At 67.7% G+C, this 25,495-nt stretch carries 25 protein-coding genes; 9 read left to right on the forward strand and 16 right to left on the reverse strand.

The genetic code is table 11. From position 1 onward, the window contains the following. Positions 1 to 37 precede the first annotated feature (37 nt). Genes B9N97_RS30705 through tkt form a run of 6 tightly spaced genes read left to right on the forward strand, consistent with a single transcriptional unit; the run spans position 38 to position 6,763 of the window. Entirely contained in the window at positions 38 to 1,021 is a 984-nt protein-coding gene (locus B9N97_RS30705) for a TRAP transporter substrate-binding protein (protein WP_085091594.1), read from the forward strand. Beyond that, positions 1,021 to 1,581 carry a TRAP transporter small permease gene (locus tag B9N97_RS30710; protein WP_085091595.1) on the forward strand — a complete coding sequence of 187 codons (561 nt, stop codon included), beginning with the start codon at positions 1,021 to 1,023 and terminating at the stop codon, positions 1,579 to 1,581. Before B9N97_RS30705 ends, B9N97_RS30710 begins: the two co-directional genes overlap by 1 nt. Beyond that, positions 1,578 to 2,837 (forward strand): TRAP transporter large permease, encoded by a 1,260-nt coding sequence (locus B9N97_RS30715; protein WP_085091596.1) that lies wholly within the window; start codon positions 1,578 to 1,580, stop codon positions 2,835 to 2,837. The genes B9N97_RS30710 and B9N97_RS30715 overlap by 4 nt, the downstream gene beginning before the upstream one ends. A gap of 46 nt (positions 2,838 to 2,883) precedes the next feature. After that, complete coding sequence (locus tag B9N97_RS30720; RefSeq protein WP_085091597.1) at positions 2,884 to 3,786, forward strand: NAD(P)-dependent oxidoreductase; 903 nt, start codon at positions 2,884 to 2,886, stop codon at positions 3,784 to 3,786. Then, positions 3,783 to 4,742: a D-2-hydroxyacid dehydrogenase gene (locus B9N97_RS30725; RefSeq protein WP_208621320.1), complete on the forward strand. Its 960-nt coding sequence runs from the start codon at positions 3,783 to 3,785 to the stop codon at positions 4,740 to 4,742. The genes B9N97_RS30720 and B9N97_RS30725 overlap by 4 nt, the downstream gene beginning before the upstream one ends. Before the next feature lie 41 nt (positions 4,743 to 4,783). After that, positions 4,784 to 6,763 carry a transketolase gene (gene tkt, locus B9N97_RS30730; RefSeq protein WP_348520103.1) on the forward strand — a complete coding sequence of 660 codons (1,980 nt, stop codon included), beginning with the start codon at positions 4,784 to 4,786 and terminating at the stop codon, positions 6,761 to 6,763. 102 nt (positions 6,764 to 6,865) lie between these two features. On the opposite strand, the gene B9N97_RS35370 is transcribed toward tkt, so the two are convergent. The 14 genes from B9N97_RS35370 to B9N97_RS30795 all read right to left on the reverse strand — a co-directional run bounded on the left by B9N97_RS35370 (position 6,866) and on the right by B9N97_RS30795 (position 20,936). Continuing rightward, a complete protein-coding gene (locus B9N97_RS35370; protein ID WP_143266936.1) occupies positions 6,866 to 7,261 on the reverse strand; it encodes a hypothetical protein in 396 nt (131 codons plus the stop codon). Between the two features lie 210 nt (positions 7,262 to 7,471). After that, positions 7,472 to 9,265, reverse strand: a complete 1,794-nt coding sequence (locus B9N97_RS30735) for a helix-turn-helix domain-containing protein (RefSeq protein ID WP_085091599.1) — start codon at positions 9,263 to 9,265, stop codon at positions 7,472 to 7,474. 81 nt (positions 9,266 to 9,346) lie between these two features. Further along, positions 9,347 to 10,624: an MFS transporter gene (locus tag B9N97_RS30740; RefSeq protein ID WP_085091600.1), complete on the reverse strand. Its 1,278-nt coding sequence runs from the start codon at positions 10,622 to 10,624 to the stop codon at positions 9,347 to 9,349. Next, entirely contained in the window at positions 10,624 to 11,550 is a 927-nt protein-coding gene (locus tag B9N97_RS30745) for a 2-hydroxyacid dehydrogenase (RefSeq protein ID WP_085091601.1), read from the reverse strand. The genes B9N97_RS30740 and B9N97_RS30745 overlap by 1 nt, the downstream gene beginning before the upstream one ends. Before the next feature lie 11 nt (positions 11,551 to 11,561). Further along, positions 11,562 to 12,158, reverse strand: coding sequence for an amino acid synthesis family protein (locus B9N97_RS30750; protein ID WP_244561022.1), 597 nt, complete (start codon positions 12,156 to 12,158; stop codon positions 11,562 to 11,564). A 98-nt stretch (positions 12,159 to 12,256) separates the two neighbouring features. Continuing rightward, positions 12,257 to 13,294, reverse strand: coding sequence for a glycine betaine/L-proline ABC transporter substrate-binding protein ProX (proX, locus tag B9N97_RS30755; protein WP_085091602.1), 1,038 nt, complete (start codon positions 13,292 to 13,294; stop codon positions 12,257 to 12,259). An 81-nt stretch (positions 13,295 to 13,375) separates the two neighbouring features. Beyond that, on the reverse strand, positions 13,376 to 14,338 hold the full coding sequence (locus B9N97_RS30760) for an ABC transporter permease (protein WP_085091603.1): 963 nt from the start codon (positions 14,336 to 14,338) through the stop codon (positions 13,376 to 13,378). Continuing rightward, positions 14,331 to 15,527: a quaternary amine ABC transporter ATP-binding protein gene (locus B9N97_RS30765; protein WP_085091604.1), complete on the reverse strand. Its 1,197-nt coding sequence runs from the start codon at positions 15,525 to 15,527 to the stop codon at positions 14,331 to 14,333. Before B9N97_RS30765 ends, B9N97_RS30760 begins: the two co-directional genes overlap by 8 nt. Positions 15,528 to 15,684: 157 nt before the next feature. Further along, positions 15,685 to 15,999, reverse strand: coding sequence for an NIPSNAP family protein (locus tag B9N97_RS30770; RefSeq protein ID WP_085091605.1), 315 nt, complete (start codon positions 15,997 to 15,999; stop codon positions 15,685 to 15,687). Beyond that, positions 15,996 to 16,394, reverse strand: a complete 399-nt coding sequence (locus B9N97_RS30775) for a carboxymuconolactone decarboxylase family protein (protein WP_085091606.1) — start codon at positions 16,392 to 16,394, stop codon at positions 15,996 to 15,998. The genes B9N97_RS30770 and B9N97_RS30775 overlap by 4 nt, the downstream gene beginning before the upstream one ends. Continuing rightward, a complete protein-coding gene (locus B9N97_RS30780) occupies positions 16,387 to 17,214 on the reverse strand; it encodes an alpha/beta fold hydrolase (RefSeq protein ID WP_085091607.1) in 828 nt (275 codons plus the stop codon). Before B9N97_RS30780 ends, B9N97_RS30775 begins: the two co-directional genes overlap by 8 nt. A gap of 2 nt (positions 17,215 to 17,216) precedes the next feature. Continuing rightward, complete coding sequence (locus B9N97_RS30785) at positions 17,217 to 18,332, reverse strand: LLM class flavin-dependent oxidoreductase (RefSeq protein WP_085091608.1); 1,116 nt, start codon at positions 18,330 to 18,332, stop codon at positions 17,217 to 17,219. Between the two features lie 45 nt (positions 18,333 to 18,377). Continuing rightward, positions 18,378 to 19,889: an aldehyde dehydrogenase gene (locus tag B9N97_RS30790; RefSeq protein WP_085091609.1), complete on the reverse strand. Its 1,512-nt coding sequence runs from the start codon at positions 19,887 to 19,889 to the stop codon at positions 18,378 to 18,380. Between the two features lie 36 nt (positions 19,890 to 19,925). Continuing rightward, on the reverse strand, positions 19,926 to 20,936 hold the full coding sequence (locus B9N97_RS30795; protein ID WP_208621321.1) for a flavin reductase family protein: 1,011 nt from the start codon (positions 20,934 to 20,936) through the stop codon (positions 19,926 to 19,928). A gap of 355 nt (positions 20,937 to 21,291) precedes the next feature. Between B9N97_RS30795 and B9N97_RS35815 the strand changes: the two genes are divergently transcribed. Continuing rightward, a complete protein-coding gene (locus tag B9N97_RS35815; protein ID WP_167393430.1) occupies positions 21,292 to 21,459 on the forward strand; it encodes a hypothetical protein in 168 nt (55 codons plus the stop codon). A gap of 36 nt (positions 21,460 to 21,495) precedes the next feature. On the opposite strand, the gene B9N97_RS30800 is transcribed toward B9N97_RS35815, so the two are convergent. After that, the gene (locus tag B9N97_RS30800; protein WP_085091611.1) at positions 21,496 to 22,416 is read right to left on the reverse strand and encodes a LysR family transcriptional regulator; all 921 of its coding nucleotides are present in this window, start codon (positions 22,414 to 22,416) and stop codon (positions 21,496 to 21,498) included. 137 nt (positions 22,417 to 22,553) lie between these two features. On the opposite strand from B9N97_RS30800, the gene B9N97_RS30805 reads away from it, so the two are divergent. Next, positions 22,554 to 23,780, forward strand: a complete 1,227-nt coding sequence (locus B9N97_RS30805; protein WP_167393431.1) for an MFS transporter — start codon at positions 22,554 to 22,556, stop codon at positions 23,778 to 23,780. Positions 23,781 to 23,821: 41 nt separating this feature from the next. Continuing rightward, positions 23,822 to 24,595: an SDR family NAD(P)-dependent oxidoreductase gene (locus B9N97_RS30810; protein ID WP_085091613.1), complete on the forward strand. Its 774-nt coding sequence runs from the start codon at positions 23,822 to 23,824 to the stop codon at positions 24,593 to 24,595. A gap of 135 nt (positions 24,596 to 24,730) precedes the next feature. On the opposite strand, the gene B9N97_RS30815 is transcribed toward B9N97_RS30810, so the two are convergent. Next, on the reverse strand, positions 24,731 to 25,444 hold the full coding sequence (locus B9N97_RS30815) for an SDR family oxidoreductase (protein ID WP_085091614.1): 714 nt from the start codon (positions 25,442 to 25,444) through the stop codon (positions 24,731 to 24,733). Positions 25,445 to 25,495: the final 51 nt, after the last annotated feature.

Raw genomic sequence — 25,495 nt, forward strand, 5'->3', positions numbered from 1 at the left:
CGACCAACCAACAAACATCCATAGGGAGAGAGATCCGATGAAGAAGCTGCTTTTGTCGCTGGTGGTGGGCACCGCCCTGGTCGCGTCGCCCGCCGCCTGGGCCCAGCAGGTCCTGCGTCTGGCCCACAACGCGGCCCCGGGCAATCCGAAGGCGGAAGCCTCGCTGAAATTCGCGGAACTCGTCGCCAAGAAGACGGACGGCCGGGTGAAGATCGAGGTCGGCGGCAGCGCCCAGTATGGCGACGACGTGGAGGCGCTGACCAGCATGCGGCTCGGCACGCTGGCCTTCAGCGCCAATTCGCAGGGCACCACCTCGGGCGTCGTGCCGGAATATGCCGTGTTGGGCCTGCCCTTCCTGTTCCAGTCGCTGCCGCAGGCGTGGAAGGTCCTGGACGGTCCGGTGGCGAAGAAGCTGGACGAGGCGTCGAAGGCCAAGGGTCTGGTTCTGCTGGCGATGTGGGACAACGGCATCCGCCATGTCTCCAACAATGTCCGGCCGATCACCAAGCCGGAGGATCTCGCCGGCATCAAGCTGCGCACCCCGCCGGACCCGATCACGGTCGACATCTTCAAGGCTCTCGGCGCCAACCCGATGCCGCTGGCCTTCTCCGAGCTTTACATCGCGCTCCAGCAGGGCGTGGTCGACGGGCAGGAGAACCCGCTGATGAACATCTATTCGTCGAAGCTCTTCGAGGTGCAGAAATACATCTCGCTGACCGGGCACAAGTATGAATCGACCCCGCTGCTGGCCAGCAAGATCGTCTTCGACACCCTGTCGAAGGCCGATCAGACGGCGGTGCTGGAAGCGGCGGCCGAGGCCGGCAAGCTGAACCGCGAGATGTCCGCCAAGGCCGACAAGGAACTGCAGGCGAAGATGGAAGACGCCGGCGTGAAGTTCAACACGGTCGACCCGGCCCCCTTCGTCGCCAAGACCAAGTCCGTCTATGACAAGTGGGAGAAGCAGTTCCCCGAACTGGTCGCCCTGGTTCGCAAGGAAGCCGCGGCCGGAGCGGCGCCGTGATGACGGTGTCCCACGAGAGGGAGCATGAGGTGGCGGGACTCCCCGCCACCCTTCTCCAGGCGGCCGACGGTGCCATCTCCGTCGTCTCCGCCGTCGTGGCGATCCTGTCCCTGATCGTGCTGTTCCTGGCGTTGGGCGCCGAGGTCGTCGTCCGTTACCTGACCACCCAGGGGCTGGGCTGGCCGTCCGAACTGCCGAACCTGTTGTTCCCCTGGCTGGTGATGGGCGGCGTGGTGCTGGCGGCGCAGAAGGGCGCACACATCTCGGTCGCGCTGCTGCTCGACCTGCTGCCCCGCCGGTTGGCCCGCGCGCTGCTGCTGGCGATGCAGGTGGTGGTGGGGGCAACCTTCTTCTATCTCGCCTACATCGGTCTGGCCGTCATCGAGATCACCGGCAGTGAAATCTATCCGGTGACGGGCGTCAGCGCCCGCTGGGCCTACCTGTCGCTGATCGCCGGCTTCGTCGGTGTGGGTCTGACCGCCGTCACCACCTTCCTGCGCCTGCTGATCGCCGAAGACCCGCGGTCCGTCCGCGCCCACGTGTCGGAGGAAGAGATATGACCGTCGTGATGGTCGCCGTCTTCGGCCTTCTCCTGCTGCTCTCCTTTCCCGTCGGCTATGCGCTGGTCATCAGCTCCGGCGCCGCGGTGATGACGATGGGGTCGGTGCCGACCGTGATCGCGGTCGTCAAGCTGTTCCAGCCGACCCAGAGCTTCCCGCTGCTGGCGATCCCCTTCTTCATCCTGTCCGGCGCGCTGATGATGAGCGGCACGTTGGGCCAGAAGCTGGTGCGTTTCGCCGCCGCCCTGGTCGGTCGCTATCCCGGCGGTTTGGCCCAGGTCACCGTCGTTGGCTCCACCATCTTCGGCGGCGTGTCCGGATCGGCGGTGGCGGAGGCCTCGGCGCTCGGGTCCATGCTGATCCCTTGGCAGAAGCGCGAGGGCTATCCGGCGGCCTTCGGTGCGGCGGCGACTGCGTCCTCGTCGGTGATCGCCGGGCTGATCCCGCCGTCGATCCCGCTGATCCTCTATGCCGCGGTGTCGAACGCCTCCATCGCCTCGCTGTTCCTGGCAGGGATCCTGCCGGGCCTGATGCTGGCCGCCGGCATGATGGTGGTGTGCTACGTCAGCGGCCGGGTCCGCAATTTCCCCCTGCTGAAGGGCGAGGGCGGACTGCGGGCGCTGGGGCAGGCGACGTTCGCCGCCCTGCCGGCGCTGCTGATGCCCGCCTTCATCCTGGTGCTGCTGCGCTTCGGCATCGCCACCCCGACGGAGGTCAGCGTCGTCGCCGTCGCCTATGCGCTGCTGGTCAGCATCCTGATCTACCGTGACCTGACCTGGAAGCGCATCCATGCCGCCCTGATGGGGACGGTGGTGACGACGGGCGTCGTCATGCTGGTGATCGCCGCGTCGAACCTCGTCGGCTATGTGCTGATCACCGAAGCGATCCCCAACGCGGTGGCCGGCTATGCTCAGACCGTGCTGAAGGAGCCGTGGCTGATCATCCTGGCGATGAACCTGATCATGCTGGTGGTCGGCATGTTCCTGGACCTGCCGGCGGCGATCCTGCTGCTGGGTCCGACCTTCGTCGCCGTCGGCGGCGCCATCGGCATGGACCCGATCCAGCTGGGCATCATGATGGCGGTCAACCTCAGCATCGGCCTGTTCACGCCGCCCATCGGCACCACGCTGTTCATCTCCGCCGCCATTTCCCGCGAGCCCATCGGCGCCATCGTGCGCGAGCTGTGGCCCTTCTATCTGGTGGCGCTGGTCGTGCTGGGCCTCGTGTCCTACGTGCCTGCGACCATCCTGTACTGAGCCGGCGGCCCCCTAATCTGCCGAGCAATCCAAGGATCAAGATACGATGACGACAGTCGGTTTCATCGGCCTCGGTTCCATGGGGATGCCCATGGCGCGCAATCTGCTGGCGAAGGGCTTCGCCGTTCAGGGCTTCGATGTGCGGGCCGGGAGTGTCGGGGTGCTGGAGGGTGCCGGCGGCAAGGGCGCCTCCAGTGCGGCGGCGGCAGCGGCTGGTGCGGACGCACTGGTGCTGATGGTGGTCAATGCTGCCCAGGCCGACGCCGCGCTCTTCGCCGACGGCGCGCTGGAGGCCCTGCCGGTCGGCGGTTCGGTGATCCTGATGGCGACCTGTCCGCCGGGGGCCGTCGCCGCGCTGGCCGAACGGGTGGAGGCGGCCGGCCGCCGCTTCGTCGATGCGCCGGTTTCCGGAGGCGTTGTGGGCGCGGTGGCGGGAACGCTGTCGATCATGGCCGCCGCCGATGCCGCGACAGTGGAGCGGGTGCGTCCGATCCTGGCGGCGATGGGGGACAAGGTCTTCCATGTCGGCGAAAAGCCGGGACAGGGTGCCACGGTCAAGACCGTCAACCAGCTGCTGTGCGGCGTCCACATCGCCGTGGTGGCGGAGGCCTTTGCGCTGGCCGCCAAGGTCGGGGTCGACCTCGACATCCTGTTGCAGATCATGAGCGGGTCGTCGGCGTCGAGCTGGATGCTGAAGGACCGCGGCCCGCGCATGTTGGAGGCGGAGCCGGAGATCACCAGCGCGGTGGACATCTTCGTCAAGGATCTGGGGATCGTGCTGGAGGCCGGGCGCGACGCCAAGGCGGCGCTGCCGCTGGCCGCCGTCGCCCACCAGATGTTCCTCGCAACCTCCGGCCGTGGCGAAGGGACGATGGACGACAGTCAGGTCATCCGCAGCTATCACGCGATGAACGGCACTACCGGGGGACGGCCCGAGGGGAGGAGATGATGGAGCGGATCGTCTTCCTCGATCAGGACACCATGGGGGCGGACATTGCGCTGCGCCGTCCGGACTTGCCACACGAGTGGAGTGAATACGGCCGCACCGCGCCGGGCCAGATCGTGGAGCGGGCGCGTGGGGCGACCGTCCTGATCGTGAACAAGGTGCCGATCCGGGCCGAGACCCTGGAGCAACTGCCCGACCTGCGTTTCGTCGCCGTCGCGGCGACCGGAACAGACAATGTCGACGTCGCCGCCTGCCGCGCGCGTGGCGTCGCGGTGTCGAACGTCCGCGCCTATGCCATCCATACAGTGCCGGAGCATGTCTTCGCCCTGATGCTGGCGCTGCGCCGGTCGCTGCCAGCCTACCGGGAGTCGGTGGCGGCGGGGGCGTGGCAGGCCTGCGGCCAGTTCACCCTGCTGGACCACCCGATCCGTGACCTGCACGGTTCGACCCTCGGCATCGTCGGGCGCGGCGCCATCGGGCAGGCGGTGGCGACCATCGGCCGCGCCTTCGGCATGCGCGTGCTGTTCGCCGGCCGAAAGGGGGAGGCGGCTGGCGGACCGGACCATGTGCCGTTCGACGCGGTGCTGGCCGAAAGCGACGTGCTGACCCTGCATTGCCCGCTGACCCCCGCCACCCGCCATCTGCTGGGCGAGGCGGAGTTCGCCCGTATGGCGCGCCGGCCGCTGGTCATCAACACCTCGCGCGGCGGGCTGATCGACGACATGGCGTTGGTCCGCGCGCTGGAAGGCGGGCTGATCTCCGGTGCCGCCGTCGACGCCACGGCGGTGGAGCCGCCGCCGGACGACCACCCCTTCCTCCGCCTTGCCGAGCGCACCGACTTCCTGCTGACGCCGCACATCGGCTGGGCCAGCGTCGAGGCGCGGCGGGCCGTCGCCGAGCAGGTCACCGCCTGCATCGAAGCCTTCGCGGCCGGGCGGCCGATCAATCTGGTGACGTGACGGCGCAGCCCCGCACCATTCCGCATTCCCGAAAGGACCACATGATGACCAGCGTCGATCCGCGCCGAATGGCGAACGCGATCCGCTTTCTGTCCATGGATGCCATTGAGCGCGCAGGCGAGGGCCACCCCGGCACCCCGCTCGGCGCCGCCGACATCACGACGGCGCTCTTCACCCGGCACCTGAGATTCAACTCCGCCGATCCGCTGTGGTTCGACCGCGACCGCTTCGTCCAGTCGAACGGCCATGGCTCCATGCTGATCTACTCGCTGCTGCATCTCAGCGGTTACGAGGCGATGACGCTGGACGAGCTCAAGCGGTTCCGGGTGATGGGATCGCACACCGCCGGCCATCCGGAAATCCACCAGTCCTGCGGCATCGAGGTGACGACCGGGCTGCTGGGGCAGGGCATCGCCAATGCCGCCGGCATGGCGCTGGCCGAAGCCTTCCTGAACCAGCGTTTCGGCGACGGCATCGTCGATCATTGCACGTATGCTCTGGTCGGCGACGGTTGCCTGCAGGAGGGCGTGGGGCAGGAGGTCATCGCGCTCGCCGGGCATCTGCGGCTGGGCAAGCTGACCTATCTGTGGGACGACAACCGCATCACCGACGATGGCGGCATCGACCTTGCGCTGTCCGACGACATGGCCGCCCGCTTCCGCGCCAGCAACTGGCATGTGCAGGAGGTCGATGGCCACGACATCGACGCGGTGTCGGAGGCGCTGCGCCTCGCGAAGCTTGATCCCAGGCCGTCGATGATCGCCTGTACGACCAGCATCGGCCGCGGCCTGCCGCATGAGGGGCAGCGGGCCGCCCACAGCGCCCGGCTGTTCAGGGAACACACCGACGCTGCCCGCCGGGCGCTCGACTGGCCTCATGCTGCCTTCGAGATTCCCGAGGATGTGCGTGCCGCGTGGCTGGAGGCCGGCCGCCGGGGTGGTGCGGAGCAGCAGGCTTGGCAAGCACGTGTCGCCGCGCTGCCCGTCGAAAAGCGGCGCGACCTGGATCGGCTGCGCGAGGGGCGGCTGCCTGACGGCTGGGCCGACGTGCTGCATGCCTTCAAGCGCCGCATGGCGGAGAGCGGGCACAGCGACCATGGCTACAAGATCTCCGGCGACATTGTCGACCTGATGACGGAGGTCATTCCGGAAATGCTGAGCGGCGCGCCGGACCTGGAGGGCGCTACTCTGCACAAGCGGCGGCTGGCCGCCTTCACCGCCGACGATCGCGCCGGGCGTTACGTCCATTACGGCGTGCGCGAGCATGCGATGGGCAGCATGCTGAATGGCATGGCCGCCCATGGCGGGGTGGTGGCCACCGGCATCACCTATCTGGCTTTCTGCGATTACGAACGCCCTGCCATCCGCATGGCTGCGCTGATGGGGCTGCCGGTCACCTTCGTGTTCAGCCACGATTCCATCGGCATCGGCACCAACGGCCCAACGCATCAGCCGGTGGAGGTGCTGGCGGCATTGCGCGCCATCCCCAACCTGCTGGTGTTGCGCCCCGCTGATGCGGTGGAGGCGGCCGAATGCTGGGAGATCGCGCTGGAGCAGCGCTCCGGCCCGAGCGCGCTGGTTTTCGCCCGGCAGCCGCTGGACCCGGTGCGCCGCGACGGCGATGCCGACAACCGCTGCCGGCGCGGCGGCTATGTACTGGCCGAGGCGGAGGGGGGCAAGCGCCGGATCACGCTGCTCGCCACCGGGTCGGAGGTCGCCATCGCTTTGCAGGCCCGCAACTTGCTGCAGGCCGGTGGGGTACCCACCGCCGTGGTCTCGATGCCCTGCTGGGAACTGTTCGAGCAGCAGGATCAGGCCTATCGCCGCGCCGTCATCGACCGATCCACCGTGCGGATCGCCGTCGAGGCGGCGGTGGTCCAAGGGTGGGAGCGTTACATCGGCGAGGATGGCGGCTTCGTCGGCATGAGCAGGTTCGGCGCGTCCGGCGCGGTGCCCGACCTCTACCGCCACTTCGGCATCACGCCGGAACGGGTGGCGGAAGAGGCGAAGGCAAGGCTTTAGGCCATATGTTCGCGGCCTGAAGGGAGTAGCGGCCCGCCCTGCGACATGCCGCAATCTAAAGTTGTGCATGACTGGCCGGCGCCGAGCCTCAGTGTCTACTTCTTACCCCCGTCCACGCCGCGCGCCGAGCAACTCGGGGCCGAGGGGCAGGTCCGGCTGTCGATCACCACCGTGCTCGGTTCCGCGGTATCGTCTCAGGCCAGACGCCACGTCCGGCGCAGCCGGTCGTAGAGTGTACAACCTGCCGAACGGGATGCCGGTGAGCTGCCCGATGGCGCGCCATTGCATGCCGCAGAAGCATACGCACCAGATCGCCAAAATCGCCTTGCGCAGCGCTGCTCCGGTGAGAGGATCTTTGGGCCCGTTGCGGGCTGGACGGGTGCCGTCACTCGCCATTGCCGTCAGTTCGACCAGCACACCCTCGACAAAGGCATCGGCATCCGAGAACGCGTCCCAGGAGGCTGGGGTGGTGCTTGCGGGACGAATGGCAGTGCCCATAGAGGGCGGGTCCAAGCGGTGACATCGAGGGCGGCAGGCCGACCGGATCACGCCCCTGCCGCAACACCCTTGCTCAGCTTAAAGTAGCATCCCGGCTAAAGCCGGATGGGAGGCGCCTGCTGCGAACAGGTTCTCAATTCCATCCAGATCGAGGTGACGCCGCCGTGGCACCGCAGGACTGGTGCGGGAGTTGACGGAGCCTTTCCGAGATCAGGTGGACCGGTCGATAACCCCGCTCAGGTGAATGGCGAGTTCAACCGAGAAGCGGCGATCGGGGCTTTCGACATCGATACCGAACAGCTCTTCGATGCGTGTCAGCCGATAGCGCAGGGTGGTTACGTGCACGCCAAGCTGGTCGGAGCAGGCCTTGGTGCGGCACCCCGTCTTCAGATAGGCGGAAAGCGTCTCCAGATAGGGCGTCCCATGCTGACGGTCGTACTCGATGAGGGCGCCGATGCTGTCGGCGACGTAGCCGCGCACCTCGTGGGTGTTCGCGGCAGCCAGCAACATGGGCAGTGGGCCGAACTGCCGGGCATCAAGGACGCCGGGGCGGCCGAACTCTTCGGCGATGCGGATCATCCGCCAGCCACGGTCCCATGCCTCCGCATAGTCCGGTGGGGCCATGCAGCGGCTCGTCAGCACAACGAATGGTTCGGCATGCAGGATGTCGGCGACGGACCGCGCGATCTGCGCCATCAGCCGTTTGACCGGACCATGGCTCCGCTCGTCGACGGCGGGAATGAGGCAGACCAGTCCGGCCGGAACGGTGACGAGCGTGCCGGTGATCCCATGCAGCGACAGCAGCCTCTGGACCGGGATGTGGAGGTCGGCCGCGGCACTCACTGCCCGCGGACTGCGGCCGGGCAGTCCGACCAGGATCATCTGGGTCGGCAGATCGAGGTTGAGGCCGAGCCGCAGCGCGCGTTGTCCGATGTCGATGTGATCCCGCCATCGCCGCTCCACCAGTTCCAGGAACAGCTCGGTCAATGTCCGGTTCTCGTAACGGAAGCGGATGACGTTGCGCAGCATCTGGATGCCGAGGGCGTGCTTGATGCCGTCGAGCAGGAGCTGATCGGCTTGGCCGTAAGGCTGCGGACCCGGAAAAATCATCAGAACGCCAACCACTTCGCCGTCGGCGGTCAGCGGTTCGATGCGCGGCGCCGTACGGATGCGTTTGCCGTTGACCTCCCAGAACAGGGTCGCCTCGGCGGCGGCGGGATGGTCGATGGCAGCGCGCGCCGCCTTCATGATCGAGGGGCCGAGGTCGGCTGCGACGGCCGCCTGCCAGTCGGCGTCGCCGATGTCGCTGCCGCAGGGCGCCCGGTCGGCGGTGACGAGGTTGGCGGTGAAGTCGACGATGACGATGGAGTAGGGCAGCAGGTCGCGGATGCGGGGCAGAAGGGTGGCCATCGCCCCGTCCTCCAGCGCCTGCCGCAGCAGCGAGGTATTCACTTCCAGCGCCAGTTGCAGGCGTTCGGCGGCCAGGGTCTCGGCGCGCAGCCGATGCTGGCGCTCCACCGCGATCTCGCCGAGCTGGACGATCATGCCGATGAAGGCGAGATCCTCCTCGCTCACTTCGATGATACCGCGGGACACGACGCTCAGCACCAGCGGCCGGCCGCTGTCGTCGGTACAGTTCATCGGCACGACCAACACGCTGTGATAATCGCGCTCGAAGGCCTCCCGACGATAGCCGGGGAACTCCTCAGATACCCGGGCGTCGGGGATGAAGATCGGCTCGTTCCGCCGCAGGGCGACCAGGGACGGACTGGTCGCCAGCTCCCAGCGGTCGGGCAGCGGGCGCTGGATCAGCGTCGGGTCGTGGCGGACGACGACCAGGGCGTAGCCATGCTCGACATCGACCGCCATGATCGACCCCATCGACCAGTTGGCATGCCGGCAGGCGGCCAGGACGAGGCGCTGAAGCACCGTCGCCAGATCCCCACCCGAATTGATCAGGCTCGCCACCACGCGCAGCGACTGGATGCGCGACGTCTCGACCAATGTTCCTCCGGCGAACGGATGGGCCCAGGCCCGGTTTCGACCGACTCTAACCCGATGACGGTACTCGGAAAAAGCGGAACATCAGCGCCCTTCCGGCGGCCCGATGCCAGAGCGCTCAATGCCAGAGGGTTCAATGCCAGAGGGTTCAATGACCGTCCGGGGGCCGGAGATTGCCGCTCCCGTCAGGCTGTCGGGCGGCAGCGGGCGGAAGGGCGGCCGGCCGGGCGCCCGATCCCGCTCCCGCACGGCGCGGCGGATCAGGACGAAGGCGGCCAGCGCGATGCAACCGGCGGCGGCGTAGACGAACAGTCCCGGCGGGCCGAGCCTGTCCATCAGCAGGGCGCCCGGCACTGGACCGACCATCGCTCCGGCGGCCCAAACCACCAGCAGGCCGCTGACCGTGGGGACGATGCGGCCCGGCGGCACCACGTCGCAGGCGTGGGCGACACACAGGGCGTAGATGCACAGGACCTGGCTGCCCCACAGCGCGAACCCCGCCCACACCAGCCAAGCCGGGCTGCCGGCCGGCAGCATCGCCAGCCCGGCGGACAGGACGGCGCCGGTCGCGGCCACGGCGGCGATCACGACGCGGCGGTCCCGCCGGTCCGATAGCGCGCCGAGCGGCCATTGGGCGAGAAGGCTGCCGCCCTGAAGGGCGACGAGCAGGGCAGCGGCTGCCGGTTCCGACAGGCCGATGCGCAGCCCGTACAGCGGGGCGAACGCTATCATCGTGCCGGTCACCACGCCGACCGCGAAGCAACCGACCAGGGCCGACGGCGCGAGCCTGAACAGCCCGCGCAGGTCGAGCGAGACGGCGGTCGGCTGGGCCGGGCGGGCCGGCCGGGTGAGGGCGACCGGCAGAACCGACAGCAGGATCAGAAGGATCAGCAGCCGGAAGGGCTGGTCGCCGCCGGGGTCGAGCAGGAGGGGGCCGGCCATCAGCGCCAGCTTGGTGGTGACCATATAGACCGCCAGGACCCGCCCGCGGTTGCCGTCCTGCGCTCCGGCGCCGATCCACCCCTCGATCACCGTGAACAGCCCGGCAAAGCCGACGCCGGTCAGCGCGCGCAGCAGGACCCAGCCGACGTTGCCGCCGGCCAGCGGCAGGGCGAGCGCGAGGATCGCCATCAGCGCCGCCAGCCCGGCATAGGCGCGGACGAAGCCGAGCCGGCGGACGACTCTCGGCGCCGCCAGACAGCCGGCGGCGAAGCCGACGCCGTAGGCGGACGCCACCATGCCGATATCGGACGCCGACAGGCCTTGCGCCTGCATGCGCAGCGGCAGCAGGGCCTGGAGCAGCCCGTTGCCGGCTTGCAGCAGGACGGCGGCGGCCATCACCGGCAGCAGCGGCGGCATCATCAATAGCCGCGCCCCCGGTCGACCCGGTTGGCCAGCGGCCGCCCGTCGCGGAAGGCCGCCAGGGTCGCTGCCACCTGTTCCACCGCCTGCGCCGGGTGAGTGGCGGCGGCGCTGTGGGGGGAGACGCGGATGAGCGGATGCCGCCAGAAGGGATGGCCGGCCGGGAGCGGCTCCTCGCTGAACACGTCCAGGCTGGCGCCGCCCAGCCTGCCGCGGTCGAGGGCGTCCAGCAGGTCCTCCTCGACCAGATGGTCGCCGCGCCCGGCATTGACCAGCACTGCCCCGGCCGGCAGGCGGGCGAACAGGCGCCGGTCCAGGATGCCGCGGGTGTCGGCGGTCAGCGGCAACAGGCAGACCAGCTGGTCGCAACGCGGCAGCATCGCCTCCAGCCCGCCGGGGCCGGCGAAGCATTCCACGCCGTCCAGCTGTTTCGGCGACCGGCTCCAGCCGAGGACGCGGTATCCCAGCGCCCCCAGGACGGTGGCGGCGGCCCGTCCCAGCTCCCCCAGCCCGAGCAGCCCGACGGAGACCTCGCGGGCCGGCCGGTAGGGCAGCCACCGCCAGACCGCGGCCGCCTGCGCGGCATCGAATGCGTCGGAATGGCGATGCCAGCGCAGCACCTGGAGGGCGACGAAGCCTGCCATGTCGTCGCTCAGGCTGTCCGCCACCATGCGGACGAGCGGCACGTCGGGAAGCGACGGGTCGGCCAGCAGCGTCTCGACCCCGGCGCCGAGCGACATCACCAGCCGCAGGTTGGGCAGTTCGGCGAAGATGCCGGGCGGCGGCTGCCACACCAGCGCCATGTCGATGTCGTCCGGGTCGCCGACCTCCGGCCAGACCCGCACCGTCACGTCGGGAAGGCGGCGGCTCAGGGCCTCCCGCCAAAGGTCGGCATTGTCGATGCCCGAACAGAACAGCAGCGTCATCGGGCGAATCCTCAGCGGGCGCCGGCCTTTTCCGCCTCCATCTCCTCCATGTCGAGGAAGCGGTCGCCGATGCGCGGATGGGCGCGGCTGCCGTCCGATGCGCCGATGGCGACAAGCAGCTCGTCGGGACCGGGGGAATCGGGAACCTGGAAATTGGCGGTCAGGAAATGCGCCCGCTTGCCGGTCTCCGTCTTGTGGATCATCGGCAGGGCGAGCAGGGCACCCGGGGCGTTGCGGGTATTGGTGAAGCTGAGGAAGGTGGTGCCCTGCGCCGCTTCGCGGAACATGTTGCCGAAGCGCAGCGTGTGGATCAGGGCGGAGGCGTGCTCGATCTCGCCGTTGACGCCGACCGACGCGGCCTTGCCATAGGCCTCGATGCGCGCGGCCGGCATCAGGGCGACCAGGCGCCGCGTCATCTCGGCCCCCAGCACCGGGGCCACCCGCAGGATCTCCGGCCGCAGATTCTCGACGAAGCCCTGGCCGGCCCAGGGGTTGCGCAGCACGGCGGCGACGACGACCGACGTGATCGGCCGTTCGGCCGGCTTACCGCCCTCGACGATGGTCTCCTCGATGAAGGTGGAGATCTTGCGCAGTCCGATGTCCATCATGTCCTGTCCGATTCTCTGATGTCCGGTCCCGAAGCCGGCCGGACCGGGGAGCGGCCGGGGGCTTCGGGGGTGGAAACTGGGGAGCGTTCGCGGTGGGGTCAGCTCGCCGCCCTGGCGCTGGCGACCCATTGCTCGAAGGTCGGCTTGTTGGCGGCGAGCCATTCCTGGGCGAGCGCACGGATATGGCTTTCGCTGGCGCCCTTCTCGCTGATGCTGCGTTCCCAGCCGGCCCAGGTCTGCAGCGGGAAGCCGATGTTCTCGACCAGCGCCTTCACCGCCGGGTTGGCGGCGATGAAGTCCCGGTTGGCGACGGTGTTCCAGTTCCAGGACGCCATCGCCATCCGGCAGGGGTCGGCGCCGCCGGCGCAGCCCGACACGCCGCTGACCAGCGCCGTGCCTTTGTTGGGCACCGACGGGGGCAGGGCGTCGAACGGGGTGGGCAGCCAGACCACGTCCTTGCCGGGGACCAGCGTGTTGGTGACCCAGGACGGGCTCCAGGCGTAGAAGAAGGCCGGCTCCCCGCGGCGGACGCGGGCGACGGCCTCGACCATCAGCGGCTCGTACTTGCCGCGCACCGAGTTCACCGTGTCCTTCAGGCCGAACTTGTCGAGCTGGAAATCGACCACGTCGCCGCAGCTCCAGCCGGGATCGCAGTTGACCAGGTCGGCCTTGCCGCCCTTGCCGAACAGCGCGGCGATCTTCGGATCCTTCATCTGCTCCAGCGAGGTGATGTGGTGGGCGTCGGCCGTCTTCTTGTCGATCAGGTAGCCGTTGACGCCGCCCTCCTTGATCAGGCCGCCGCCGACGATCGTCGCCTGCTGCTCCACCTTGCGGAAGGCGGGTTCGCGCTGCGGGAAGTTGATGTCGGTGGCGATGTCGAGGTCGCCCTGCGCGGCCGCCTGGAAGAACAGGGTCGTGCTCAGCGTGCTGAGCTTGACCGAATAGCCGAGTTCCTTGAAGGCGGCGGTGACGATCTGGGCGGTGACGTAGTTTGCGCCGAGGCTGTCGGACTGGGCATAGCGGATGGTCTTGCCCTTGCCGGGCTGGTCGGCGGCCAGCGACGGCTGGACGCAGGCCGCGGCGAGGAAGGCGGCGACGGAGAGGGACTTGGCGACCGACTTTGTGAAGAAGGGCATGGCGGTTTCCTCAATCGGGGTCGGGACGGGATTCGGGTGGAATGGGGCTTGCGGTCCGGGGCTAACGGTCTGGGGTCTGGATCACTGGTCCGGACTGGAAATCGCCGGCTTGGAGGTGGCCGGGCTGGCGACCGTCTTGTCGTCAGCCGTACGACCGGAGCGGACGAGAGCGCGCAGGCTGCGGAGCAGCGGGCGTCCGCCGGGGCCGCCGGGCTGGGCCAGCTTCTGGGTGATGCGGTCGAGCATCATCGCCAGCAGGACGATGGCGATGCCGCCCACCGCGGCGCGGCCGACGTCGAGCCGCCCGAGGCCCTGGAGCACCACCAGCCCGAGCCCTTCCGCGCCGATCATGGCGACGACGACCGACATCACCATCGCGGTCAGCACCGTCTGGTTCAGGCCGCCGAGGATGGTCGGCACGGCCAGCGGAAGCTGGACCTCCCACAGCAGCTGCCGCTTGGTGGCGCCGAAGGCGAGACCAGCCTCGACCATCTCGGTCTCGACCATGCGGATGCCGAGGTTGGTGAAACGGATCAGCGGCGGGGCCGCCGCCGTCACCACCGCCACCTCGCCCGGCACCGTGCCGACGCCGAACAGCATCACCACCGGCACCAGATACACGAAGGTCGGGGTCGTCTGCATGATGTCGAGGATCGGGCGGACCACGCCCCACATCCGGTCGCTGCGGGCGCAGCCGATGCCGATCGGGATGCCGACGGCCGCACAGATGACGATGGCCGTGGTGATCAGCGACAGGGTGGTCATCGCCTCCGACCAGACCCCCAGCGCGGCGATGGCGACCAGGGCGACGGCGCTGAAGCAGGCGACCCCCAGACTGGCCAGCCGCCAGGCCAGCAGCACCGCCACCGCCACGATGGCGAGGAAGGGAATCTCCTGGAGCAGGAAGATGTTGAGGTTCAGGACATACTCGACCGGCCATTTGATGGCGAGGAAGAGCGGACGAAGGTTCAGCGCGATCCACGCGACGCCGTCCTGGATCCAGGCGTCGACCGGGAAGATGTTGAGGTCGTTTGCGTCAAGCATGCAGGCCTCCCGCTGGGTGAGGAGGGGCGGCGGCGATGCCCGCCAGGATGCGGTCGGCGGCGAGCGTGCCGGTCAGCCGGCCCTCCTCGTCGACCACCGCCATCGGCCGTCCGGCCCGGTGGGCGCGGGCGGCGTCGAGAAGGCTGTCGCACTCGCGCACAGTGACGAAGTCCTTGCGCAGGGCGCCGAAGCCGCTATTCCCGAAGTTGGCGGTGTCGCGCAGGCCACGCAGCGTCTCGGAGTCGAGCGCGCCGACGACATGGCCGCCGTCGTCGAGCACCAGCCCGCCGCCGTCGCCCGTCTCGGCGAGGCACAGACCGGCGGCCAGCGGGACGGGCTGCACCGGGGTCATCGCCCAGCGGGCGTCGAACAGGCGCGAGCGGTCGACCTCGCGGGTGAAGGCGGCGACATAATCGCTGCCCGGCTCCAGCACGATCGACTGGGGCGTGCCCTCGCGGACCAGCTCGCCGTCGGCCATGATGGCGATCCGCGTGCCGAGTTTCAGCGCCTCCTGGAAATCGTGGGTGATGAACAGGATGGTCTTTTTCAGCGTGCGCTGGAGGCGCAGCAGCTCGTCCTGCATCTCGGTGCGGATCAGCGGGTCGAGCGCGCTGAACGCCTCGTCCATGATCAGCACGTCGGCATCGGTGGCGAGCGCACGGGCCAACCCGACCCGCTGGCGCATGCCGCCGCTCAGCTCGTGGGGGTAGTGGTTGCCCCAGCGCGCCAGCCCGACGATCGACAGCACCTCCTCCGCCCGGCGCCGCCGGGCCTGGGGGGAGACTCCCTGGAGCTTCAGGCCGAACTCGGTGTTCTCGGCGACGGTGCGGTTCGGCAGCAGGGCGAAATGCTGGAACACCATGGAGATGCGCGTGCGTCGGATGTCGCGCAGCTCCGCCTCGCCGGCGGCGACGATGTCGCGGCCGTCCAGCAGGATCCGACCGGCGCTCGGTTCGTTCAAACGGTTGATGCAGCGCGCCAGGGTGGATTTGCCCGATCCCGACAGCCCCATCACCATATAGATGGCGCCGCTCGGAACCGACAGTGAAACGTCGTTCAACCCTACGACCATTCCGGTTTTTGCCAGAACATCGGCCTTTTTTGCACCTGCGGCCAACATCCGCAGGGCCGGATCGGGAGATTTGGAGAAAACTTTATAGAGATTCTCTACCCTCAGTCGTTCTGTCACAACCGTCTCCCATCGTTGTGTTCGGTGGGCTTTCCCTGTCTTTAAGATTTTTACTTGTGCCCATTAGGAAGACTTGTGCGTCTTCCTGTCTTCCTGCGAAACAAAGGAAAAGCAGCCCTATCGTTCCTCCGAATCGGAGCATGACGCTGCCGGTTCGTCATTTCAGGGGCGAGAAGGCGGTCGGCAGCAGGATGCGGTTTTCCGCCGTCTCGATCAGCGCCGCCAGTTTCGGGATGAATGCCTGCCAGCGCGGATCCTCGGAGAGCTGCTGGCGGCGGGCGGTGCGGTCCTCGAAATCGGCATAGCCCCACATGTGGACGACATGGTTGAGCGGGCCGATCTCGCTGACGAAGTAACCGATCAGATTGCCGAGGATCGGTTGCTGGATCGCCAGCCCCTCGCTCTGCACCAGCGCCAGATACTCGCGGAGTTTGCCCGAACGGATGCGGTAGATGCGCTCCTCGACGATCATGGCGTGTCTCCCGTGCCGTCCCCGGCGATCTCCTGGCGGATTTTGCGGGCGATGCGAAAACACTCCACACCGGAGGGAATGCCGCAATAGACCGCGATCTGGATCAGCGCCGCTTGCAACTCGGCGTCGGAGAGGCCGTTGCGGATGGCGCCGCGCAGGTGCAGCTCGAACTCGTGCATGCGGCCCAGCGCCGCGGTCATGCCGAGATTGAGCAGGCTGCGCTGGCGGCGGTCGAGCGCGTCGTCGGCCCAGCACTGCCCCCAGCAATATTCGTTGACCATCTGCTGGAAGGGCCGGGAGAAGTCGTCGGCCGCCGCCATCGCGCGGTCGACATAGGTGTCGCCGAGCACGTCGCGCCGGACGCGTTCGCCCGCCCGTTGCAGGGGTTCATCCATAGCTTGCGGTCTCCTTCGGGTGGTCGGCGGCCGTCAGGAATCGGCCCATTAGCCCCGCCACCGCGTCCGGCGCCTCGATCAGGATCGAATGGCGCAGGCCCGGCAGGATGTGCAGCTGCGAACCCGGGATGCTGTCGTGCATGGTGCGCGCCATGCGCGGGTTGGAGCCGATATCCTCCGCCCCGGTCGCGATCAGGGTCGGGCAACGGATCTGGTCGAGAAAGCCGCCGAAATCGGTTTCCGCCAGGACGCGGTAGGCAGCGGCGTAGCAGTCGGAGTCGTTTTCGGCGTTGCGTTCGCGCAGGCCCCGGATCAACTCCGGGTTCTGCTCCTGGAAGCCCTCGGTCAGCCAGCGCGACAGCGAGGCGTCGTAATGCGAGCCGGGCTGCCCGGCCTGCAGGGCCGCCAGACGGTCGAGCACCCGCCGGCGCTCTTCCGGATTGCGGCCAGCGACGGTGGACAGCAGCACCAGCCGCTTGATGCGCTCCGGATGGGTCAGGGTCAGGCGCTGGGCGATCAGCCCGCCCAGCGAGAATCCCGCAAGGTTGAAGCGGCCGAACCCCACATGGTCGGCCAGCGCCAGCGTCTCGCCGACGAAATCGTCGATCTCGTAGCGGCCTTTGATCCTTGTGGACCGGCCATGGCCGCGCAGGTCGAAGGTCAGGATGGTGAAGCGGTCGGCGAGCCGCTCCGCCACACCGCTCCAGGCCTCCAGGTAAGAGCCGACGCCGTGGATGCAGACCAGCGGCTCCGGTCCCCGGCCGTCGAGCCGATAGTTCAGCGTCACCGGCCCGATCGTGAAGTGACGGGAGTCGGCCATGGTCAGCGCCCCGCCGCGGCCATGCGCGGCGCTGCTGCGGCAAGGCGGCGCTCCTCCTCGTGCCGGCGGTCGCGTTCGCGCGCGGCGAAGACCGGCAGCACCTCGCGGGCGAACAGGTCGAGCGTCTTGCGCTGAAGCTCGACCGGCAGGTTGAAGGACAGGCCGAGCGAGAACTGGTCGACGCCGGCCGCCTCGTAGTCCAGCAGCTTTTCGATCACCTCGTCCGGCGTGCCGAACATCAGGTTCTTCAGGACGTTCTCCGGCCTGTAGTTGTCGCGGCCGGCGACGCTTTCATAGGACACCGCGGTCGGGAAGCCGTTGGTCACCGTGCCGATGTTCTGGAACAGGTTCTCGAAGCTGCGGCCGTAGTCGATGCTGTGCCGCACCGCCAGTTCGGCCTCCTCCGGCCGCTCGTAGCAGCAGGTGCGGCGCTGCATCATGAAGCGCGGGCGCGGCACCTCCGGATGGTCGGCGACCGCCTTGCGGAACTTCTCGCCCAGCACGGCGATCTCGGCGGCCGGGGCGGCCAGCGGCGTCGACAGGATGCTGGCGCCGATGCCGACGGCCCAGTCGAAGGTGCCGGGGTCGCGGGCCGCCACCCAGATGCGCGGGTGCGGCGTCTGCAACGGCTTGGGCACCGAGGTCGCCAGCGGGAACTTCCAGTAATGACCGTCATGGGCGTAGTCGCCGGCCCACAGCTTCTGCACCGCCGGCACAAGCTCCTTCATGTAGGCGACGCCCTCCTGCTGGGGCATGCCGCCGGCCATGCGGTCGAACTCGTACTGGTAGGCGCCGCGGGCGATGCCGAACTCCAGCCGGCCGCCGGTCAGATGATCGCACAGCGCCGCCTCGCCGGCCAGCCGGATCGGGCTCCAATAGGGGGCGACGATGGTGGCGGTGCCGAGCCGGATTCGCTCGGTGTGCTGGCCGAGCCAGGTCAGGATGGTGAAGGGGTTGGGGGAGATCGTGCACTCGATCGTGTGGTGCTCGGCGGTCCACAGGGTCTCGAAGCCGCCCTGGTCGGCCATCTTCACCAGCTCCAGCATGGTGCTGGTCACGTCGCTCATCGGCGTGTCCGGTGAAAAGCGCTCCATGGAAAGCGCGACGGCGAACTTCATGTCCTTGTCCTTTTCTCGGGGGAGGCGAAGCCCGGTCGGGGCGGATCAGCGCAGCCGGATGACGAAGGGGTCCTGCATGGCGCCGGAATAGTCGATGACGACGTTCTTCGACCGCGAGAACTCGCGCATCACGTCGAAGCCGCCGCGCCGGCCGTAGCCGCTCTGCTTGAAGCCGCCGTTCGACGACATGTAGGCGGCGGCGCGGTAGGTGTTGATCCAGACGGTGCCGGCGTCGATCCGGGTGGCGAAGCGCATGGCGCGGTCGATGTCGCTGGTCCAGATGCCCGACGCAAGGCCATAGCGGGTGTCGTTCGCCATGGCGATCATCTCGTCCTCCGAGGCGAAGGGCACAACGCCGACGACCGGGCCGAAGATCTCGTCCTGCATGAAGCCCATGTCGTTGCGCGCGTCGGCCAGCACCGTCGGCTCGAAGTACCAGCCCTTCTCCAGCCCCGCCGCCTGGGGCCGCCGGCCGCCGGCGGCCAGCCGGGCGCCGTCACGCAGGCCCGAGGCGACATAGTCCTCGACCTTGGCGAGCTGCGCCGACAGGGCGAGCGGGCCGATGTCGGTCGTTTCCTCCATCGGGTGGCTGACGGTGATGCGTCCGGTGCGGGCGACCAGCGCCTCGACGAAGCGATCGTAGATGGCGGCCTCGACGAAGCAGCGCGACCCGGCGACGCAGGTCTGCCCGGCGGCGGCGAAGACCCCGGCGACCACGCCGTTCACCGCCCGCTCGATGTCGACATCGCCGAACACCACATGGGGCGACTTGCCGCCCAGTTCCATCTGGCAGGGCACGAGGTTGGCGGCGGCGTTGGCGGCGATGCGGCTGCCGGTCTGGGTGCTGCCGGTGAAGACGATCTTGGCGATGCCGGGGTGGCGGGTCAGCGCCTCCCCGGCGGTGGCGCCGCCGCCGGTCACCACATTGACGACGCCGTCCGGGAAGCCGGCCTCGGTGACCAGTTCGGCGAGCGCCAGGGTGGAGGCGGTGGCGTGTTCCGACGGTTTGATCACCACCGTGTTGCCGATGGCGAGGCAGGGCGCCAGCGTGCCGGTCAGCAGCATCAGCGGCGAGTTCCACGGCGTGATCATGCCGACGACGCCCAGCGGTTCGCGCAGGTTGAAGTTCAGCATGTCCAGCTTGTTCACCGGGATGGTGTCGCCTTGCAGCTTGTCGGCCATTCCGGCGAAATAGACGTAGCTGTCGGGGATGGCGCGCATCTGGGCGCGCATCTCCTTGATCAGCTTGCCGTTGTCGCGGGTCTCCATCAGCGCCAGTTCCTCGGCGTTGGCGAGGATCAGCTCGGCCAGCCGGCGCACCAGCTTGCCGCGGTCGCTCTGGGTCATCCGCCGCCAGGCCGGATCAACGAAGGCGGCCCGCGCCGCGGCGACGGCGGCGTCGACGTCCTCGGCACCGGCGTCGGCCAGCTCGTACCAGGGCTCGGCGGTGGTGGGATCGTAGCTCGGGATGTAGCGGCCGCTTTTCGGTTCGACGAACCGTCCGCCGATATAGAGGGCGCGGCGGGTGCCTTCGAGCGACCTGCAGGTGGTGTGCATCGCGGTCTCGTATTTTTGTGAAGGGGCGGCGGGGGATCAGCCGTTTTCGGCGAGGGCGCCGGGCCAGGGAGAGGGGCGGCCGTCGACCATGGCCAGCCGCCCGCCGTCGCTTGAGTCGATGTAGATGCCGAAGCGGTCCGCTTGCCGTTCCCGGACATAGCGGCGCAGCATCGCCCGGGTCTCGCGCGTCGGCATGGCCTCGAAGGGCAGGGCGTCGAGCGCGAAGAAGCGGAGGCCCGGCGGAAGGGTCATGGTCGCCGCATCGGCCGCGAGGCGGGTGCGATAGACCAGACAGCCGGCGTCCTGCCCGGCGACGTCGAAGACCGAATAAAGGAAGCTATCGTCCGGCCGCAGCGGCAGTGTGCTCCCGTCCGCCAGAGGCAGTGCCCGTTCGGCCTTGCGGCTGCGGCCGCCCGGCAGCCGCCAGCCGCCCGCTCCGTCGGATTGCAGCAGGATGCCGTCGTCCGCTTCGACGAGGTAGCCGACCTGCATGCCGTGCGGTGTCTCCCCACCGGCGTCCGGAGCTTCTTGCACCGTCGCGTACCGGCCCCGGCAGAAGCCGAGCGGAGCTGTCCGGCTTGCCGTCCCAATGCCAGTCCCGCTGGGGCTGAAGGCCTGCACGCGGCCGATGAGAATCAGATGGTCGCCGGCCATCACGCGGTCGTGCACCGTGCAATCGAACCAAGTGAGGCAATCGGTCAGGACCGGGGCGCCGGTGTGTTTCGGGCCGAAGCCGGTCGACTGGAATTTCTCGGGCGAACGGGAGGCGAAAAGGCTGGAGACATCGGCCTGTCCCTCGTGCAGCACATTCACGGCGAAGGACGGTGTGTTGCAGAAGATCGGAAAACTGAACGATCTGTTTCCGATACAGACAAGGACCAGCGGCGGATCGAGCGAAACGGATGTGAAGGAATTCGCCGTTATCCCACGGGGATTTCCGTCTTTGTCGAGCACGCTGACGACCGTAACTCCGGTCGGGAACATGCCGAAGGCGTTTCGAAGGTCCCTTTGATTGATGGGCGATGGTTCATTCGAAGAGAATGTCACGTCTGCCTCCCTTCCATAACGAAGACGAGGCTACGCCGGGCGGATGCCGCCATCTTCCTCCTCTACAGAGGAATGTGCGACATTTTGTCCCATCGATTCCAAGGAACCGGTCCAGCCGCGGCAGCACCGTCGCTTGCGGACAGGAGCTCCAGGCAGATGGAAATGCGGCTGGGACGAGGCAGATTTTCTGCCCCGCCCCAACTCAGGCCAACCTCAGACTAAGAACCTGTTCGCAGCGGGCGCGTCCCATCCGGCTTTAGCCGGGATGCTACTTTAAGCTGAGCAAGGGTGTTGCGGCAGGGGCGTGATCCGGTCGGTCTGCCGCCCTCGATGTCACCGCTTGGACCCGCACTCTATGGGCACTGCCATTCGTCCCGCAAGCACCACCCCAGCCTCCTGGGACGCGTTCTCGGATGCCGATGCCTTTGTCGAGGAGCACCTCCTCGCCTTCGTCCAGATCGCCTTCGTCTCCATCCTCTCCCGACGCCTGCGCCGGATCGACACCCAAGCCGCCAGCGCGTGACCTCCACGAACAGCTTCTGAGGTAATTCAACAGACCCTAGCGACCGCCAGGAGCCTCATTCCTCGCGAGCTCAGCGCAGAAATCCAGGAAGGCACGGACTTTGGCTGCCGGGTGGCGGCGGGACGGTTGAATCGCGTAAAGCGGAAAGGTCTCGTCAGGCCAGTCCGGAAAGAGATCGATCAGCGCACCGCTTGCGATCCAGTGCCCGATGCCCAGAGACATGACCTGTGCCACGCCGGCTCCTGCAAGACAGGCCTGCAGCATGGTGTTGACATCGGTCAGCAGGAGCGGCCCTGTCGTCGGAACAGGCAGGACCTGTTTGCCACGCTGGAATTCCCACTCGAATGGCCGTCCCGTCAGGGGATCGCGGAACTGGATGCAGGCGTGATCGGAGAGATCCTCCGGCCTTTTCGGCTTGCCGTGAGCCGCGAGATAGGAAGGCGCCGCCACCGTCAGGATGCGCGTCTCCAGCAGGAGCCGTGAAATCAGTGATGACGCCGGCTGCGGCCCGAAGCGGACGGCAACGTCCATGCCGTCCGAGACCAGATCACCAACATCGTCGCGGGTGTGAATCTCGATCTGAAGTTCGGGATAACGCTCTGTGAAACCGCGCAGATGCGGTGCCAGCACCAGCCCGGAAAAGAACGGATCGACATTGACCCGCATACGGCCGCGCACCGAACTGGCAGCCCCCGATGCAGCGCCAGCCGCTTCTTCGATGCCTTCCAGATGCGAAACGACGGCCTCATAGAAGCGCGCGCCCTCATCGGTCAGGTGCAGCGATCGGGTCGTCCTGTCGAAAAGCCGGATACCCAGCCGGTCTTCCAGCCGTGAAATCGAGCGACTGACCCCGGAAGGGGTGAGGCCTAGCATCTCGCTTGCACCGGCGAACGTTCCTCTTTCGACGACAGCGGCCAGCACGCCGACGCCGGATAGGATACGACCGTCGAAATTCATCCCTGACACTCCGGATGTCCCGCTCTGCCTCATCGGAAAATATGTGATTTTCAGTCATGAGTTAAACGACAAATCGACGTTATACGCATCAATCGATCTTCGGCATGGTCGTCGAACCACAAAGCTGGAGATTTGGCATGACGGAAAACGCTGTTCATCAGCATCATGGAGACTCCCCCCCGACAGCGGCCTTCATCGGGGACGTCAAACGGCGCTCGCCACTGGCCGAAGCGCTTGCGGTCGTTGCCCTGTCGCTCGGAACATTCGCCTTCGTCAGCACTGAACTGATGCCCATCGGCATTTTGCCTCAGATGGCGGATGGCGTCGGTGTATCGCTCGGTCAGGCCGGGTTCCTTGTGACGGGGTTTGCCATGCTCGTGGCGATTGCGGCAACTCCGCTCACGGCGGCGACACGCCGCTGGAACCGCAAGTGGCTGATGCTCAGCCTTCTCCTGGCCTGCACGCTCGGCAATGTGCTGACCTATTTCGCGCAGACCTATGCCGTGCTGCTGGCCAGCCGGCTGATCGTTGCCGCCGCCATCGGAATCTTCTGGTCGACGGCGGCCAGCATGGCGGTGCGGATCGTTCCCGAAAAACACGCCGTTCGGGCCACGTCAGCGGTCTATGGCGGCTTGGCGCTCGCCTCCGTGCTCGGCATTCCCGCTGGGACCTTCCTTGGCAATTACGCCGGCTGGCGCATCGTCTTCGTCGCGCTCGCGGTCCTTTCCCTCGCCGTCTTCATCAAGATGTGGCTGACCCTGCCCAATCTCGCCGCGACCCATGACGGCAAGCACAGCACGGTCGCACAAGCATGGCGGGAACCGCCCCTACGCGCGGCGGTCTATGTGACCGCACTCATCATGACGGCAAATTTCCTTGCCTTCACCTATATCGCGCCGTTCCTTGAGAAGATCACTGGCTTCGGGACGTCATGGATCGGCGGCCTGCTGCTGGCCTATGGCGCCGCGGGCCTGGTGGGCAATTTCGGCATCGGGCCGATCATGGCGCGGGGATACCGGCCGACGCTCTTCGTCACGATGATCGTCCTGATCGCCAGCATCGCCGCACTGAGCTTTGCCGGCACGAACCGCGGGCTTGTCATCGCGCTTCTCCTGGTCTGGGGTGCCGCCTATACCGCCTTGCCGGTCCTTATGCAGACCTGGGTATTCAAGGCGGCGGCCAATCTAAACGGACCCGAGGCGCCGTCCTCCCTTTACGTGTCCGCCTACAACGGCGCCATTGCAGCCGGCGCTTTCGTGGGAGGGGTGATCGTCGATCATGCCGGACCATGGTCGATCATGCCGATCTCGGCGGTCATCGGCATTCCCGCATTGCTGATCGCGCTGAGACACGCACCGGAATGAGAGGGCGTTGCGGAAGACTTCCCAACAGAAGGAGAGGATCATTGGCACGCATATTCATCACCGGCTCCTCGGCGGGCCTTGGGCTCATGACAGCCTCCTTGCTGGCGGAGAGTGGGCATGAGCTCGTCCTGCATGCACGGAACAGCGAGCGGGCCAAGGCCGCCGCGGGTTCTCTGCCTGCGGCCCATGCGGTGGTCGAGGGTGACGTCTCGACCATTCGCGCCACCAGACGGCTTGCCGAGAAAGCCAACCGGCATGGGCCCTATGACGCGGTCATCCACAATGTCGCCATCGGCTATCGCGAGCCGCGGCGCATCGAAACCGGCGATGGCCTGCCGCATGTCTTCGCCATCAACACGCTGGCGCCGTTCATCCTGACGGCGCTGATCGAAAAACCGAAACGGCTGGTCTATTTGAGTTCCGGGCTGCATCGCACAGCATCCGCGGATCTGGACGACATTACCTGGGAGATGCGCCGCTGGGATGGAACCCAGGCCTATTCGGAGAGCAAGCTGCACGATGTGCTGCTGGCCTTTGCCGTCGCGGAATTTTGGCCGGATGTCCTGTCGAATGCGCTCGAACCGGGCTGGGTGGCGACGCGCATGGGCGGTCCAGGTGCTCCCGACGACCTCGAGCAGGCTCACCGGACACAGGTTTGGCTTGCGGTCAGCAACGATCCGGCCGCGACGGTGACGGGAGGCTATTTCTACCACATGCAGCCCCGCGAGGTTCATCCGGCCAGCCGAGACAGCAGGCTTCAGGAGCGGTTGATCGCGATCTGCGAACGTCTCTCCGGCGTGAAACTAGCCCCCTGATCGGCCCGCGACGCCGTGGAGGGCGGCGGGGGCGCCGTTCGCGAGGACCCCGAACGGCTGCACCGGGTGAACAGCAACGGCAGCGGGTCCGTCTGTCGGAAGGTCGATGAGCAGGCCGGTTCATGTCGTCCTTGCTCAGAACCCGGCCTTTCCGATCGAAGCCCCGCCGTCGACATGAATCGTCTGGCCGGTGATGAAGCCCGCTTCGTCGGACAAGAGAAAGGCGATCGCTGCCGCGATGTCATCCGGCTTGGCGAAGCGGCGCATCGGTACGCCTGCAAGGTAGCGCGCCTCGCCAACGCTGCCGGGCGGATTGTTGGCACGGAACAGCTCGGTTTCGGTCGGCCCCGGCGACACGGCGTTCACGGTGATCCCGTCGCCCGCCAACTCCAGTGCCCAACCGCGCGCGAAACTCACCAAAGCGGCCTTGGCAGCGGCATAGGCGGTGCGCTCCACGGCGCCGAGCACGGTGAGGCTCGACACATTGACGATCCGCCCCCAGCCGCGTGCCTTCATGCCCGGCAAGGCCGCCTGTGCCGCCGTCAAAGCCGGATGAAGGTTGAGTCGCATCACCTCCTCCAGCACCGGCAACTCGACTGCGCCAAGCGGCTGCGGGCGGACGAGTCCGACATTGTTGACCACCCCGTCGACCGCATGCCGTGTGACGATGTCGGCGAGCGTGGCGGTCGCCGTCTGGCTTGCCATGTCGAGCGGGTAGAGCGTTCCTGGGAAATCATCGGTCAGATTGCGCGCGATGCCGATGACGGTGTGACCGCTCGCGGCGAGCCGGTGGGCCAGAGCCAGGCCGATGCCCTTGCTCGCGCCGGTGATGAGGAAACTGCGTTGCATCTTGGTTCTCCAGCCCCCGCTCCAGTTCCGGAACGGGGGCGTCGTTGCAGG

The organism is Azospirillum oryzae (assembly GCF_900177515.1).
GTDB classification, from domain to species: Bacteria; Pseudomonadota; Alphaproteobacteria; order Azospirillales; family Azospirillaceae; genus Azospirillum; species Azospirillum oryzae_A.

Coding starts and splice junctions, on each gene's coding strand:
- B9N97_RS30745 (WP_085091601.1), bottom strand. CDS start 11,550: ATGACGCTGCTGTTCTGTTCGGGCATCGACAATGCCGACCTTTGGCGG.
- B9N97_RS30740 (WP_085091600.1), bottom strand. CDS start 10,624: ATGATGCCGCCGCTGCTGCCGGTGATGGCCGCCGCCGTCCTGCTGCAA.
- B9N97_RS30725 (WP_208621320.1), top strand. CDS start 3,783: ATGATGGAGCGGATCGTCTTCCTCGATCAGGACACCATGGGGGCGGAC.
- B9N97_RS30750 (WP_244561022.1), bottom strand. CDS start 12,158: ATGATGGACATCGGACTGCGCAAGATCTCCACCTTCATCGAGGAGACC.
- B9N97_RS35815 (WP_167393430.1), top strand. CDS start 21,292: ATGGGCACTGCCATTCGTCCCGCAAGCACCACCCCAGCCTCCTGGGAC.
- B9N97_RS30785 (WP_085091608.1), bottom strand. CDS start 18,332: ATGAAGTTCGCCGTCGCGCTTTCCATGGAGCGCTTTTCACCGGACACG.
- B9N97_RS30775 (WP_085091606.1), bottom strand. CDS start 16,394: ATGGATGAACCCCTGCAACGGGCGGGCGAACGCGTCCGGCGCGACGTG.
- B9N97_RS30715 (WP_085091596.1), top strand. CDS start 1,578: ATGACCGTCGTGATGGTCGCCGTCTTCGGCCTTCTCCTGCTGCTCTCC.
- B9N97_RS30760 (WP_085091603.1), bottom strand. CDS start 14,338: ATGCTTGACGCAAACGACCTCAACATCTTCCCGGTCGACGCCTGGATC.
- B9N97_RS30805 (WP_167393431.1), top strand. CDS start 22,554: ATGACGGAAAACGCTGTTCATCAGCATCATGGAGACTCCCCCCCGACA.
- B9N97_RS30705 (WP_085091594.1), top strand. CDS start 38: ATGAAGAAGCTGCTTTTGTCGCTGGTGGTGGGCACCGCCCTGGTCGCG.
- B9N97_RS30720 (WP_085091597.1), top strand. CDS start 2,884: ATGACGACAGTCGGTTTCATCGGCCTCGGTTCCATGGGGATGCCCATG.
- B9N97_RS30815 (WP_085091614.1), bottom strand. CDS start 25,444: ATGCAACGCAGTTTCCTCATCACCGGCGCGAGCAAGGGCATCGGCCTG.
- B9N97_RS30710 (WP_085091595.1), top strand. CDS start 1,021: ATGACGGTGTCCCACGAGAGGGAGCATGAGGTGGCGGGACTCCCCGCC.
- B9N97_RS35370 (WP_143266936.1), bottom strand. CDS start 7,261: ATGGGCACTGCCATTCGTCCCGCAAGCACCACCCCAGCCTCCTGGGAC.
- proX (WP_085091602.1), bottom strand. CDS start 13,294: ATGCCCTTCTTCACAAAGTCGGTCGCCAAGTCCCTCTCCGTCGCCGCC.
- B9N97_RS30800 (WP_085091611.1), bottom strand. CDS start 22,416: ATGAATTTCGACGGTCGTATCCTATCCGGCGTCGGCGTGCTGGCCGCT.
- B9N97_RS30790 (WP_085091609.1), bottom strand. CDS start 19,889: ATGCACACCACCTGCAGGTCGCTCGAAGGCACCCGCCGCGCCCTCTAT.
- tkt (WP_348520103.1), top strand. CDS start 4,784: ATGATGACCAGCGTCGATCCGCGCCGAATGGCGAACGCGATCCGCTTT.
- B9N97_RS30780 (WP_085091607.1), bottom strand. CDS start 17,214: ATGGCCGACTCCCGTCACTTCACGATCGGGCCGGTGACGCTGAACTAT.
- B9N97_RS30770 (WP_085091605.1), bottom strand. CDS start 15,999: ATGATCGTCGAGGAGCGCATCTACCGCATCCGTTCGGGCAAACTCCGC.